This is a genomic window from Streptomyces mutabilis, assembly GCF_014649815.1.
Classification (GTDB): Bacteria; Actinomycetota; Actinomycetes; order Streptomycetales; family Streptomycetaceae; genus Streptomyces; species Streptomyces mutabilis.
This window is the reverse complement of record NZ_BMTT01000002.1, coordinates 402,745-415,302: the sequence shown is the minus strand read 5'-3', so window position 1 is coordinate 415,302 and position 12,558 is coordinate 402,745. Positions and strand designations below refer to the sequence as shown.

23 protein-coding genes are annotated in these 12,558 nt (G+C 66.3%); all 23 read left to right on the top strand.

What is annotated here, in order from left to right:
* The first annotated feature begins 40 nt into the window (after positions 1-40).
* The 23 genes from rplV to IE142_RS05980 all read left to right on the top strand — a co-directional run bounded on the left by rplV (position 41) and on the right by IE142_RS05980 (position 12,483).
* On the top strand, positions 41-388 hold the full coding sequence (gene rplV / locus IE142_RS06090; RefSeq protein WP_019329637.1) for a 50S ribosomal protein L22: 348 nt from the start codon (positions 41-43) through the stop codon (positions 386-388).
* Positions 388-1,218 carry a 30S ribosomal protein S3 gene (rpsC, locus tag IE142_RS06085; protein ID WP_019329636.1) on the top strand — a complete coding sequence of 277 codons (831 nt, stop codon included), beginning with the start codon at positions 388-390 and terminating at the stop codon, positions 1,216-1,218. Before rplV ends, rpsC begins: the two co-directional genes overlap by 1 nt.
* Before the next feature lie 5 nt (positions 1,219-1,223).
* Positions 1,224-1,643, top strand: a complete 420-nt coding sequence (gene rplP, locus IE142_RS06080; RefSeq protein ID WP_019329635.1) for a 50S ribosomal protein L16 — start codon at positions 1,224-1,226, stop codon at positions 1,641-1,643.
* Complete coding sequence (rpmC, locus tag IE142_RS06075; RefSeq protein ID WP_003974259.1) at positions 1,643-1,867, top strand: 50S ribosomal protein L29; 225 nt, start codon at positions 1,643-1,645, stop codon at positions 1,865-1,867. Before rplP ends, rpmC begins: the two co-directional genes overlap by 1 nt.
* Entirely contained in the window at positions 1,867-2,154 is a 288-nt protein-coding gene (gene rpsQ, locus IE142_RS06070; protein WP_019329634.1) for a 30S ribosomal protein S17, read from the top strand. The genes rpmC and rpsQ overlap by 1 nt, the downstream gene beginning before the upstream one ends.
* Positions 2,155-2,285: 131 nt before the next feature.
* Entirely contained in the window at positions 2,286-2,654 is a 369-nt protein-coding gene (gene rplN, locus IE142_RS06065) for a 50S ribosomal protein L14 (RefSeq protein WP_003992364.1), read from the top strand.
* 2 nt (positions 2,655-2,656) lie between these two features.
* Positions 2,657-2,980, top strand: a complete 324-nt coding sequence (rplX, locus tag IE142_RS06060; protein WP_003992365.1) for a 50S ribosomal protein L24 — start codon at positions 2,657-2,659, stop codon at positions 2,978-2,980.
* Entirely contained in the window at positions 2,980-3,537 is a 558-nt protein-coding gene (gene rplE, locus IE142_RS06055) for a 50S ribosomal protein L5 (RefSeq protein WP_019329632.1), read from the top strand. The genes rplX and rplE overlap by 1 nt, the downstream gene beginning before the upstream one ends.
* A gap of 5 nt (positions 3,538-3,542) precedes the next feature.
* Positions 3,543-3,728, top strand: a complete 186-nt coding sequence (locus IE142_RS06050) for a type Z 30S ribosomal protein S14 (protein WP_003948630.1) — start codon at positions 3,543-3,545, stop codon at positions 3,726-3,728.
* A 209-nt stretch (positions 3,729-3,937) separates the two neighbouring features.
* Entirely contained in the window at positions 3,938-4,336 is a 399-nt protein-coding gene (gene rpsH / locus IE142_RS06045; RefSeq protein WP_007384075.1) for a 30S ribosomal protein S8, read from the top strand.
* Positions 4,337-4,360: 24 nt separating this feature from the next.
* Complete coding sequence (rplF, locus tag IE142_RS06040; protein WP_043381017.1) at positions 4,361-4,900, top strand: 50S ribosomal protein L6; 540 nt, start codon at positions 4,361-4,363, stop codon at positions 4,898-4,900.
* A 3-nt stretch (positions 4,901-4,903) separates the two neighbouring features.
* Positions 4,904-5,287, top strand: coding sequence for a 50S ribosomal protein L18 (gene rplR / locus IE142_RS06035; protein WP_043381015.1), 384 nt, complete (start codon positions 4,904-4,906; stop codon positions 5,285-5,287).
* A 43-nt stretch (positions 5,288-5,330) separates the two neighbouring features.
* Complete coding sequence (gene rpsE, locus IE142_RS06030; protein WP_004927232.1) at positions 5,331-5,936, top strand: 30S ribosomal protein S5; 606 nt, start codon at positions 5,331-5,333, stop codon at positions 5,934-5,936.
* Positions 5,937-5,938: 2 nt separating this feature from the next.
* A complete protein-coding gene (gene rpmD / locus IE142_RS06025) occupies positions 5,939-6,121 on the top strand; it encodes a 50S ribosomal protein L30 (RefSeq protein ID WP_003974250.1) in 183 nt (60 codons plus the stop codon).
* A gap of 2 nt (positions 6,122-6,123) precedes the next feature.
* Entirely contained in the window at positions 6,124-6,579 is a 456-nt protein-coding gene (gene rplO / locus IE142_RS06020) for a 50S ribosomal protein L15 (RefSeq protein ID WP_043381011.1), read from the top strand.
* Positions 6,580-6,820: 241 nt separating this feature from the next.
* The gene (secY, locus tag IE142_RS06015; RefSeq protein WP_043381009.1) at positions 6,821-8,134 is read left to right on the top strand and encodes a preprotein translocase subunit SecY; all 1,314 of its coding nucleotides are present in this window, start codon (positions 6,821-6,823) and stop codon (positions 8,132-8,134) included.
* Complete coding sequence (locus IE142_RS06010; protein ID WP_043381007.1) at positions 8,134-8,787, top strand: adenylate kinase; 654 nt, start codon at positions 8,134-8,136, stop codon at positions 8,785-8,787. Before secY ends, IE142_RS06010 begins: the two co-directional genes overlap by 1 nt.
* A gap of 127 nt (positions 8,788-8,914) precedes the next feature.
* The gene (gene map / locus IE142_RS06005) at positions 8,915-9,751 is read left to right on the top strand and encodes a type I methionyl aminopeptidase (protein WP_191884731.1); all 837 of its coding nucleotides are present in this window, start codon (positions 8,915-8,917) and stop codon (positions 9,749-9,751) included.
* Positions 9,752-9,901: 150 nt separating this feature from the next.
* Positions 9,902-10,123, top strand: coding sequence for a translation initiation factor IF-1 (infA, locus tag IE142_RS06000; protein ID WP_003948620.1), 222 nt, complete (start codon positions 9,902-9,904; stop codon positions 10,121-10,123).
* Positions 10,124-10,192: 69 nt separating this feature from the next.
* Complete coding sequence (gene rpmJ, locus IE142_RS05995) at positions 10,193-10,306, top strand: 50S ribosomal protein L36 (protein WP_003974245.1); 114 nt, start codon at positions 10,193-10,195, stop codon at positions 10,304-10,306.
* Positions 10,307-10,494: 188 nt separating this feature from the next.
* Positions 10,495-10,875 carry a 30S ribosomal protein S13 gene (gene rpsM / locus IE142_RS05990; protein ID WP_004984507.1) on the top strand — a complete coding sequence of 127 codons (381 nt, stop codon included), beginning with the start codon at positions 10,495-10,497 and terminating at the stop codon, positions 10,873-10,875.
* Positions 10,876-10,941: 66 nt separating this feature from the next.
* On the top strand, positions 10,942-11,346 hold the full coding sequence (rpsK, locus tag IE142_RS05985; protein WP_003948617.1) for a 30S ribosomal protein S11: 405 nt from the start codon (positions 10,942-10,944) through the stop codon (positions 11,344-11,346).
* 114 nt (positions 11,347-11,460) lie between these two features.
* Positions 11,461-12,483, top strand: a complete 1,023-nt coding sequence (locus IE142_RS05980; protein WP_003966937.1) for a DNA-directed RNA polymerase subunit alpha — start codon at positions 11,461-11,463, stop codon at positions 12,481-12,483.
* Positions 12,484-12,558 lie beyond the last annotated feature (75 nt).

Genomic DNA, 12,558 nt, shown 5'->3' with positions numbered 1-12,558 from the left:
CGGGGTGTGAAAGACCATGACAAACACTGAAGGGACAACCATGGAAGCCAGGGCCCAGGCGCGGTACATCCGCGTCACGCCCATGAAGGCCCGCCGCGTGGTGGACCTCATCCGTGGCATGGATGCCACGGAGGCTCAGGCGGTCCTGCGTTTCGCCCCGCAGGCCGCGAGCGTGCCGGTGGGCAAGGTGCTGGACAGCGCCATTGCCAACGCCGCGCACAACTACGACCACACCGACGCCGACAGCCTCTACATCTCCGAGGCCTACGTCGACGAGGGCCCGACCCTGAAGCGGTTCCGTCCGCGCGCCCAGGGCCGCGCCTACCGGATCCGCAAGCGGACCAGCCACATCACCGTGGTCGTCAGCAGCAAGGAAGGAACCCGGTAATGGGCCAGAAGGTAAACCCGCACGGGTTCCGGCTCGGTGTCACGACCGACTTCAAGTCGCGTTGGTACGCCGACAAGCTGTACAAGGACTACGTCAAGGAAGACGTCGCCATCCGTCGGATGATGACGTCCGGCATGGAGCGCGCCGGCATCTCCAAGGTCGAGATCGAGCGCACCCGTGACCGCGTGCGTGTGGACATCCACACCGCTCGTCCGGGCATCGTCATCGGCCGCCGCGGCGCCGAGGCCGACCGCATCCGCGGTGACCTCGAGAAGCTCACCGGCAAGCAGGTCCAGCTGAACATCCTCGAGGTCAAGAACCCCGAGACCGACGCTCAGCTGGTTGCCCAGGCCGTCGCCGAGCAGCTCTCCTCCCGCGTCTCCTTCCGCCGTGCCATGCGCAAGAGCATGCAGTCGGCGATGAAGGCCGGCGCCAAGGGCATCAAGATCCAGTGCGGTGGCCGCCTCGGCGGCGCCGAGATGTCCCGCTCGGAGTTCTACCGCGAGGGCCGTGTGCCCCTGCACACGCTCCGCGCGAACGTGGACTACGGCTTCTTCGAGGCCAAGACGACCTTCGGCCGCATCGGTGTGAAGGTCTGGATCTACAAGGGCGACGTCAAGAACATCGCCGAGGTCCGCGCCGAGAACGCCGCCGCCCGTGCGGGCAACCGCCCGGCCCGTGGTGGCAACGACCGCCCGGCCCGTGGTGGCCGCGGTGGCGAGCGTCGCGGGCGCAAGCCGCAGCAGCAGTCGGCTCCGGCCGCCGAGGCCCCCAAGGCCGAGGCGCCCGCCGCTGCCGCTCCGGCTGAGAGCACCGGAACGGAGGCCTGACCGTCATGCTGATCCCCCGTAGGGTCAAGCACCGCAAGCAGCACCACCCGAAGCGCCGTGGTCTGGCCAAGGGCGGTACACAGGTTGCGTTCGGCGAGTACGGCATCCAGGCCCTCACGCCGGCGTACGTGACCAACCGCCAGATCGAGGCGGCCCGTATCGCGATGACCCGCCACATCAAGCGTGGCGGCAAGGTCTGGATCAACATCTACCCGGACCGCCCGCTCACGAAGAAGCCTGCCGAGACCCGCATGGGTTCCGGTAAGGGTTCTCCGGAGTGGTGGATCGCGAACGTGCACCCGGGTCGGGTCATGTTCGAGCTGTCCTACCCCAACGAGAAGATCGCCCGTGAGGCGCTGACTCGTGCGGCCCACAAGCTGCCGATGAAGTGCCGGATCGTCAAGCGCGAGGCAGGTGAAGCGTGATGTCGGCCGGTACCAAGGCGTCCGAGCTGCGCGAGCTGGGCAACGAGGAGCTTCTCGCGAAGCTCCGCGAGGCCAAGGAAGAGCTGTTCAACCTCCGCTTCCAGGCGGCCACGGGTCAGCTCGAGAACCACGGCCGGCTGAAGGCCGTCCGTAAGGACATCGCGCGGATCTACACCCTGATGCGTGAGCGCGAGCTGGGCATCGAGACGGTGGAGAGCGCCTGATGAGCGAGAGCAACGTGACTGAAGAGACGAAGGCCGCCCGCGGCTTCCGCAAGACCCGTGAGGGTCTGGTCGTCAGCGACAAGATGGACAAGACCGTCGTCGTCGCCGTCGAGGACCGCGTCAAGCACGCGCTGTACGGCAAGGTCATCCGCCGTACCGAGAAGCTCAAGGCCCACGACGAGCAGAACGCCGCCGGTGTCGGCGACCGCGTCCTCCTCATGGAGACCCGGCCGCTGTCCGCGACGAAGCGCTGGCGCGTCGTCGAGATCCTCGAGAAGGCCAAGTAGGTAATTCGCGCAAGCGAATACCAAAAGTAACGCCTGCGGGGCAAACCCACGCAGGTCAGTTCCGCCAGGCTCGGCAGGGGTCCTCGTACTGAGGCCCCTGTCGGGAACCGGCAGACAAACAGGAGATAGACGTGATCCAGCAGGAGTCGCGACTGCGCGTCGCCGACAACACTGGTGCGAAGGAAATCCTTTGCATCCGTGTGCTCGGTGGCTCCGGTCGCCGCTACGCGGGCATCGGTGACGTCATCGTCGCCACCGTCAAGGACGCGATCCCCGGTGGCAACGTGAAGAAGGGTGACGTCATCAAGGCGGTCATCGTTCGCACCGTCAAGGAGCGTCGCCGTCCGGATGGCTCGTACATCCGCTTCGACGAGAACGCCGCCGTCATTCTGAAGAACGACGGCGACCCCCGCGGCACCCGTATCTTCGGCCCCGTCGGCCGTGAGCTGCGCGAGAAGAAGTTCATGAAGATCATCTCCCTCGCGCCGGAGGTGCTGTGAGCATGAAGATCAAGAAGGGCGACCTGGTCCAGGTCATCACCGGTAAGGACAAGGGCAAGCAGGGCAAGGTCATCGCGGCCTTCCCCCGCGAGGACCGCGTCCTGGTCGAGGGTGTCAACCGGGTCAAGAAGCACACCAAGGCCGGGCCGACCGCTCGCGGTTCGCAGGCCGGCGGCATCGTGACCACCGAGGCCCCGATCCACGTCTCCAACGTCCAGCTGGTCGTGGAGAAGGACGGCAACAAGGTCGTCACGCGCGTCGGTTACCGCTTCGACGACGAGGGCAACAAGATCCGCGTTGCCAAGCGGACGGGTGAGGACATCTGATGGCTACCACCACCACTCCGCGTCTGAAGACGAAGTACCGCGAGGAGATCGCCGGTAAGCTGCGTGAGGAGTTCTCGTACGAGAACGTCATGCAGGTTCCGGGCCTCGTCAAGATCGTGGTCAACATGGGTGTGGGCGACGCCGCCCGCGACTCCAAGCTGATCGAGGGCGCCATCCGCGACCTCACCACGATCACCGGTCAGAAGCCGGCCGTCACCAAGGCCCGCAAGTCCATCGCGCAGTTCAAGCTGCGTGAGGGTCAGCCGATCGGTGCCCACGTCACGCTCCGTGGCGACCGCATGTGGGAGTTCCTGGACCGCACCCTGTCGCTCGCGCTGCCGCGCATCCGCGACTTCCGCGGCCTGTCCCCCAAGCAGTTCGACGGCCGTGGCAACTACACCTTCGGTCTCACGGAGCAGGTCATGTTCCACGAGATCGACCAGGACAAGATCGACCGCGTCCGGGGTATGGACATCACCGTGGTCACCACGGCGACCAACGACGCTGAGGGCCGCGCGCTCCTTCGTCACCTCGGCTTCCCGTTCAAGGAGGCGTGAGCGAGATGGCGAAGAAGGCTCTGATCGCTAAGGCTGCTCGCAAGCCCAAGTTCGGTGTGCGTGGCTACACCCGCTGCCAGCGCTGCGGCCGCCCGCACTCCGTCTACCGCAAGTTCGGCCTGTGCCGCGTGTGCCTTCGTGAGATGGCTCACCGTGGCGAGCTGCCGGGCGTGACCAAGAGTTCCTGGTAATCCGGTAATCCCGGGTTATTCAGACTCTCGGTAAGCATCTGGGTCGGCAGGGGCCCGTCCTCGCATGCCTTAGGCTTGTGGGGTTGGGCGTCTGCCGCCCGTACGACTTACTACGCCGTAGGTCCACCGCGCCGCACCCGTCCCGTCTCGGATCGGGGAGAGGGATGGCGCACCAGGAAACCCCGGCGAGAGAGGCCGAAGGCCAATTCATGACCATGACTGATCCGATCGCAGACATGCTTACGCGTCTGCGGAACGCGAACTCGGCGTACCACGACTCCGTGACGATGCCGGCGTCCAAGATCAAGTCTCACATCGCGGAGATCCTCCAGCAGGAGGGCTTCATCACGGGCTGGAAGGTCGAGGACGCCGAGGTCGGCAAGAACCTCGTCCTCGAGCTGAAGTTCGGCCCGAACCGTGAGCGCTCCATCGCGGGCATCAAGCGGATCTCCAAGCCCGGTCTCCGGGTGTACGCGAAGTCCACCAACCTGCCCAAGGTGCTGGGCGGCCTCGGCGTGGCGATCATCTCCACGTCGCACGGGCTCCTCACCGACAAGCAGGCCGGCAAGAAGGGCGTGGGTGGGGAAGTCCTCGCCTACGTCTGGTAGCGGAAGGGAACGGAGGAAACAGCTATGTCGCGCATCGGCAAGCTCCCCATCGCGGTTCCCGCCGGCGTGGACGTCACCATCGACGGCCGTACGGTTTCGGTCAAGGGCCCCAAGGGCACGCTGACCCACACCGTCGTGGCACCGATCGACATCGCCAAGGGTGAGGACGGCGTTCTGAACGTCACCCGCCCCAACGAAGAGCGTCAGAGCAAGGCCCTGCACGGCCTGTCCCGCACGCTGGTGGCGAACATGATCACCGGCGTGACCCAGGGTTACGTGAAGAAGCTCGAGATCAGCGGTGTCGGTTACCGCGTTGTCGCCAAGGGTTCGAACCTGGAGTTCTCCCTCGGGTACAGCCACCCGATCACCGTCGAGGCCCCCGAGGGCATCACCTTCAAGGTGGAGTCCCCGACCCGCTTCTCGGTCGAGGGCATCGACAAGCAGAAGGTCGGCGAGGTTGCGGCCAACATCCGCAAGCTGCGCAAGCCCGACCCGTACAAGGCCAAGGGCGTCAAGTACGAGGGCGAAGTCATCCGCCGCAAGGTCGGAAAGGCGGGTAAGTAAGCCATGGCATACGGGCAGAAGATCCTCAAGGGCGACGCCTACAAGCGCGCCGCGATCAAGCGCCGTCACATCCGGATTCGCAAGAATCTCTCGGGTACGGCGGAGCGTCCGCGTCTGGTCGTTACTCGCTCGAACCGCCACATCGTGGCCCAGGTGATCGACGACCTGAAGGGTCACACCCTCGCGTCGGCGTCCACCCTGGACTCCTCGATCCGCGGTGGCGAGGCGGACAAGTCCGCGCAGGCCAAGCAGGTCGGTGCCCTGGTCGCCGAGCGCGCCAAGGCCGCCGGTGTCGAGGCCGTCGTGTTCGACCGTGGTGGTAACCAGTACGCCGGGCGCATCGCCGCCCTGGCGGACGCCGCCCGCGAAGCCGGACTGAAGTTCTGAGCCGGTTCCGTATCGCTAGCGGAAACAGAGAGAGGTAATTCCAATGGCTGGACCCCAGCGCCGCGGTGGCGGTGCCGGTGGCGGCGAGCGGCGGGACCGGAAGGGCCGTGACGGCGGCGCAGCTGCCGCCGAGAAGACCGCTTACGTTGAGCGCGTCGTCGCGATCAACCGTGTCGCCAAGGTTGTGAAGGGTGGTCGTCGCTTCAGCTTCACCGCGCTGGTCGTGGTGGGCGACGGTGACGGCACCGTGGGTGTCGGATACGGCAAGGCCAAGGAGGTGCCGGCCGCCATCGCCAAGGGCGTTGAGGAGGCCAAGAAGCACTTCTTCAAGGTCCCCCGCATCCAGGGCACCATCCCGCACCCCATCCAGGGTGAGAAGGCTGCCGGCGTCGTGCTGCTCAAGCCCGCGTCCCCCGGTACCGGTGTTATCGCCGGTGGTCCGGTGCGCGCCGTGCTCGAGTGCGCCGGTATCCACGACGTGCTGTCGAAGTCGCTCGGCTCCGACAACCAGATCAACATCGTGCACGCGACCGTGGAGGCCCTCAAGGGCCTGCAGCGTCCCGAGGAGATCGCGGCCCGCCGTGGTCTGCCGCTCGAGGACGTCGCCCCCGCGGCTCTTCTCCGTGCGCGTGCCGGGGCGGGTGCGTAATCATGGCGCAGCTCAAGATCACGCAGGTCAAGTCCTACATCGGCAGCAAGCAGAACCACCGTGACACCCTGCGTTCCCTTGGTCTCAAGGGGATCAACACGCAGGTCGTCAAGGAGGACCGCCCCGAGTTCCGCGGCATGGTGCACACCGTCCGCCACCTCGTGACGGTCGAGGAGGTCGACTGATCATGGGTGAGCAGAACCCGCTCAAGATCCACAACCTCCGTCCCGCCCCGGGCGCCAAGACCGCCAAGACCCGTGTCGGTCGTGGTGAGGCGTCGAAGGGTAAGACGGCCGGTCGTGGTACGAAGGGTACGAAGGCCCGTTACCAGGTTCCGGAGCGCTTCGAGGGTGGCCAGATGCCCCTCCACATGCGTCTTCCGAAGCTGAAGGGCTTCAAGAACCCGTTCAAGACCGAGTTCCAGGTCGTGAACCTCGACAAGCTGGCCGCGCTGTACCCCGAGGGTGGCGAGGTCACCGTCGAGGGTCTGGTGGCCAAGGGTGCCGTTCGCAAGAACAGCCTCGTCAAGGTCCTCGGCCAGGGCGAGATCTCCGTGGCACTGCAGGTGACGGTCGACGCCGTCTCCGGCTCCGCCAAGGAGAAGATCACCGCCGCCGGCGGCACCGTCACCGAGCTCGTCTGAACTACTCAGGCGTGTCGATGACATGAGCGATCCCAACCGGGGATGCCCCACAAAAGGGGTATCCCCGGTTGGTCGTTCCAAGGGAAGTGCTCCCGCCGGTAAGGTGGCCTGCGCTGCCCTCTTTCACGGGTGCGTCACATGGGGCACCCTGGGCGGCAGTTGACCGTTACTTACTTTGTCGTCAGTCGAACCTCAAGACCGTCACCCTTGACGCAGTAGCGCGGGGGTCGCAGGAGGCACCGTGCTCACCGCGTTCGCCCGGGCGTTCAAGACGCCCGACCTGCGCAAGAAGCTGCTCTTCACGCTCGGCATCATCGTGGTCTACCGGCTCGGTACCCACATCCCCATTCCAGGCGTCGACTACAAGAACGTCCAGGAGTGCGTGGACCAGGCGTCCGGCAACCAGGGCCTCTTCGGCCTGGTCAACATGTTCAGCGGTGGCGCCCTGCTGCAGATCACGGTCTTCGCGCTCGGCATCATGCCGTACATCACGGCGAGCATCATTCTGCAGCTGCTGACCGTGGTGATCCCGCGCCTGGAGGCCCTGAAGAAGGAGGGCCAGGCCGGCACGGCGAAGATCACGCAGTACACCCGCTACCTGACCATCGCCCTCGCGATCCTCCAGGGCACCGGCCTCGTCGCCACCGCCCGCAGCGGCGCCCTGTTCTCCGGCTGCACCGTCGCCGGTCAGATCGTTCCCGACCAGGCCATCTTCACCACCATCGTCATGGTCATCACCATGACCGCCGGTACGGCCGTCGTCATGTGGCTCGGCGAGCTGATCACCGACCGCGGCATCGGCAACGGCATGTCGATCCTGATGTTCATCTCGATCGCCGCGACCTTCCCCTCCGCCCTGTGGGCCATCAAGCAGGAGGGCGACCTGGCGGGTGGCTGGATCGAGTTCGGCATCGTCATGCTGGTGGGCTTCGTCATGGTGGGCCTGGTGGTCTTCGTCGAGCAGGCCCAGCGCCGCATCCCGGTGCAGTACGCGAAGCGCATGATCGGCCGCCGCTCCTACGGCGGTACCTCGACGTACATCCCGCTCAAGGTGAACCAGGCGGGCATCATCCCCGTCATCTTCGCCTCTTCGCTGCTCTACATCCCGGCGCTGATCGTCCAGTTCTCCGGCTCGCAGGCGGGCTGGGCCGTGTGGATCCAGAAGAACCTGGCCGACCCCGAGGCCGCGCCGCACATCGTTCTGTACTTCCTCCTGATCGTGTTCTTCGCCTTCTTCTACGTGGCGATCTCGTTCAACCCCGAGGAAGTCGCGGACAACATGAAGAAGTATGGTGGGTTCATCCCGGGCATCCGGGCTGGCCGACCGACCGCTGAGTATCTGAGCTACGTACTCAACCGGATCACCTGGCCGGGTTCGCTGTATCTGGGCCTGATCTCTCTCGTACCGACAATGGCGTTGGCCGGTTTCGGGGCAAACCAGAACTTCCCGTTCGGCGGGACCAGCATCCTGATCATCGTGGGTGTCGGTCTCGAGACGGTGAAGCAGATCGAGAGCCAGCTCCAGCAGCGCAATTACGAAGGGTTCCTCCGCTGATGCGAATCGTCCTCGTCGGGCCGCCGGGTGCTGGGAAGGGTACGCAGGCCACCCGCCTTGCCGAGACGCTGCACATCCCGCACATCTCCACGGGCGACCTGTTCCGCGCGAACATCAGCCAGCAGACCGAGCTGGGCAAGCTCGCCAAGTCCTACATGGACGCCGGCAACCTCGTGCCGGACGAGGTCACCATCGCCATGGCGAAGGACCGCATGGAGCAGCCCGACGCCGAGGGCGGCTTCCTGCTGGACGGCTTCCCGCGCAACGTCTCCCAGGCCGAGGCGCTGGACGAGCTGATCGAGACCGAGAACATGAAGCTGGACGCGGTGCTCGACCTGGAGGCTCCCGAGGACGAGGTCGTCAAGCGGATCGCCGGCCGGCGCGTCTGCCGCAACGACTCGTCCCACGTCTTCCACGTGACGTACACGCCGCCGAAGCAGGAAGGCGTCTGCGACGTCTGCGGCGGCGAGCTGTACCAGAGGGACGACGACTCCGAGGAGACGGTCCGCAAGCGGCTCGAGGTCTACCACACGCAGACCGAGCCGATCATCGACTACTACAAGGCCCAGGGCCTGGTGGTCACCATCGCGGCGACGGGACCGGTGAACGAGGTCACGGGCCGCGCGCTGGAGGCGCTCAAGCGCGACCAGTAGATCTTCGTCCCGGCTGCAGCCGCGGTCCCTGGCTCGGGGGCCGCGGCTGAGTTGTGGGTGCGGAGGTCACCGCCCGTATCGTTGGAAGCGTTTCCGTCCCCTCCGGTCCAGAAAGGCCGCAGTCCCCATGGTGCAGATCAAGAGCCCCGAGCAGATCGCCAAGATGCGTGAGGCGGGGCTGGTCGTCGCCGCCATCCACGCGGCCACCCGCGAAGCCGCCGTGCCCGGCGCCACGACCAAGGACCTGGACCAGGTCGCCCGCAAGGTGCTCGCCGAGCACAACGCCAAGCCGAACTTTCTCGGTTACGGCGGTTTCCCCGCGACCATCTGCACATCCGTGAACGAGGTCGTCGTCCACGGCATCCCCTCCGACGACGTGGTCCTCAAGGACGGCGACGTCATCTCCATCGACTGCGGCGCGATCATCGACGGCTGGCACGGCGACGCCGCCTACACGGCCTTCGTGGGCTCCGGTCACTCCCCGGAGCTGGTCGAGCTCTCCCGGGTGACCGAGGAGTCGATGTGGGCGGGCATCGCGGCCATGAAGCAGGGCAACCGGCTCGTGGACGTCTCCCGGGCCATCGAGACGTACATCCGCCGCCAGCCGAAGCCCGGCGGCGGCAAGTACGGGATCATCGAGGACTACGGCGGCCACGGCATCGGCACCGAGATGCACATGGACCCGCACCTGCTGAACTACGTCGACCGCAAGCGCGGCAAGGGCCCCAAGCTGGTCCCCGGCTTCTGCCTGGCCATCGAGCCCATGGTCTCCCTCGGCACCCCGCGCACGGAGGTCCTCGAGGACGACTGGACGGTCATCACGACGGACGGCACCTGGTCCTCCCACTGGGAGCACTCGGTGGCCCTGACGGAGCAGGGCCCGCTGGTCCTGACGGCGGTCGACGGCGGCAGGGCGAAGCTGGCGGAGCTGGGGATCACTGCCGCTCCCGACCCCCTCGCATAACGATCAGGTACCCGGGGCAGACTTCCCCGTTTCGCCTTTCCGGGTTCGCTGACGTAGACTGACTCGTCGGCTCTGGTGCACCCGCATGTCCGCATGCGACCGCTACATCGCACGGGAGTCGATCAAGGTAGTCGATTCGAAGGGCGAAGCGTGGCCAAGAAGCAAGGTGCCATCGAGATCGAAGGCACTGTCGTCGAGTCTCTTCCGAACGCCATGTTCAAGGTGGAGCTCCAGAACGGCCACCAGGTCCTGGCACACATCAGCGGCAAGATGCGCATGCACTACATTCGCATCCTCCCTGACGACCGGGTCGTGGTGGAGCTGTCTCCGTACGACCTGACCCGTGGCCGGATCGTCTACCGGTACAAGTAGATCTTGCCCACGCCCCGCGCACCCTGTGCGTGGGACCGCCGGCAACTGACCCGGAGAACCTCACATCCCATGAAGGTCAAGCCGAGCGTCAAGAAGATCTGCGACAAGTGCAGGGTGATCCGCCGTCACGGCCGGGTCATGGTCATCTGCGACAACCCGCGCCACAAGCAGCGCCAGGGCTGACGCCTGACCGTTCCCTCCGCGATTCGCAGGACTTCGCGCGACGCGAGCTGAATATGTTCATACGCAGGACCCGGGCGCCCAGGTGCCCGACACCCCCGGTTCGGAGGCCGGGGACCCGATCCGTACCTCATACGGCGGCCGGGATCCGGTTCTGTGGAAGACCTCCGACAATCAACTGGAGCCATTGAATGGCACGCGTTTCCGGTGTTGACATCCCGCGCGAAAAGCGCGTGGAGATCGCCCTCACCTACGTGTTCGGCATCGGCCGGACCCTGTCGCAGCAGACGCTCGCTGCCACCGGCGTGGACCCGAACACCCGTGTTCGCGACCTCTCCGAGGAGCAGCTCGTCGCGATCCGCGAGTACGTCGACAACAACATCAAGACCGAGGGTGACCTCCGTCGCGAGATCCAGGCCGACATCCGCCGCAAGGTCGAGATCGGTACCTACCAGGGTCTCCGTCACCGTCGCGGTCTGCCCGTCCGCGGTCAGCGCACCAGCACGAACGCCCGTACCCGCAAGGGCCCGCGTCGCGCCATCGCCGGCAAGAAGAAGCCGGGCAAGAAGTAGTCCGCAGCGGACTCGCCGTCCAGCGGTCTTCGCTGTAGGACCGACCACCTCCCGTAGGAGTTATAGATGCCCCCCAAGGGTCGTCAGGGCGCTGCCAAGAAGGTGCGCCGCAAGGAAAAGAAGAACGTCGCTCACGGCCACGCGCACATCAAGAGCACGTTCAACAACACGATCGTGTCCATCACGGACCCGACCGGCAATGTGATCTCCTGGGCCTCCGCCGGCCACGTCGGCTTCAAGGGCTCCCGGAAGTCCACGCCGTTCGCCGCGCAGATGGCCGCCGAGTCGGCTGCCCGCCGCGCCCAGGAGCACGGCATGCGCAAGGTCGACGTGTTCGTCAAGGGCCCGGGTTCCGGTCGCGAGACCGCCATCCGCTCCCTGCAGGCGACCGGCCTCGAGGTCGGCTCCATCCAGGACGTCACGCCCACCCCGCACAACGGCTGCCGTCCGCCGAAGCGTCGTCGCGTCTGATCTCGCTTCACCAGGGTTTCCGGGCGGTACGGCTCTTTCGGGTCGTATCGCCCGTACCCTTGCAGTACTAGTCGGGCGTCAAATAGCGGGCGCCCCTGACTGAAGGATCACCACATGCTGATCGCTCAGCGTCCCTCGTTGACCGAAGAGGTCGTCGACGAGTTCCGCTCCCGGTTCGTCATCGAGCCGCTGGAGCCGGGCTTCGGCTACACCCTCGGCAACTCCCTCCGCCGCACCCTCCTGTCGTCGATCCCCGGCGCTGCTGTCACCAGCATCCGCATCGACGGTGTCCTGCACGAGTTCACCACCGTGCCGGGCGTCAAGGAGGACGTCACCGACCTGATCCTCAACATCAAGCAGCTGGTCGTCTCCTCGGAGCACGACGAGCCCGTCGTGATGTACCTGCGCAAGCAGGGCCCGGGTCTGGTCACCGCCGCCGACATCGCGCCCCCGGCCGGTGTCGAGGTGCACAACCCCGACCTCGTCCTCGCCACGCTCAACGGCAAGGGCAAGCTGGAGATGGAGCTGACCGTCGAGCGCGGTCGCGGCTACGTCTCCGCCGTGCAGAACAAGCAGGTCGGTCAGGAGATCGGGCGCATCCCGGTCGACTCGATCTACTCGCCGGTCCTCAAGGTCACGTACAAGGTCGAGGCCACGCGTGTCGAGCAGCGCACCGACTTCGACAAGCTGATCGTCGACGTCGAGACCAAGCAGGCGATGCGTCCGCGCGACGCCATGGCCTCCGCCGGTAAGACGCTGGTCGAGCTGTTCGGTCTCGCCCGCGAGCTGAACATCGACGCCGAGGGCATCGACATGGGCCCGTCCCCCACGGACGCCGCCCTGGCCGCCGACCTGGCGCTGCCGATCGAGGAGCTGGAGCTCACCGTTCGGTCGTACAACTGCCTCAAGCGCGAGGGCATCCACTCCGTGGGCGAGCTCGTGGCCCGTTCCGAGGCGGACCTGCTCGACATCCGCAACTTCGGTGCGAAGTCCATCGACGAGGTCAAGGCCAAGCTCGCGGGTATGGGGCTTGCGCTGAAGGACTCGCCTCCCGGGTTCGACCCGACCGCCGCGGCCGACGCCTTCGGTGCCGACGACGACGCGGACGCGGGCTTCGTGGAGACCGAGCAGTACTGAGAGCTCGGGCCTTCCGGTCCCGACTGGGGTGCGACACCGCCCCGTGCCCTTCCGGGGCGCCCCTCGGGGCCGCCC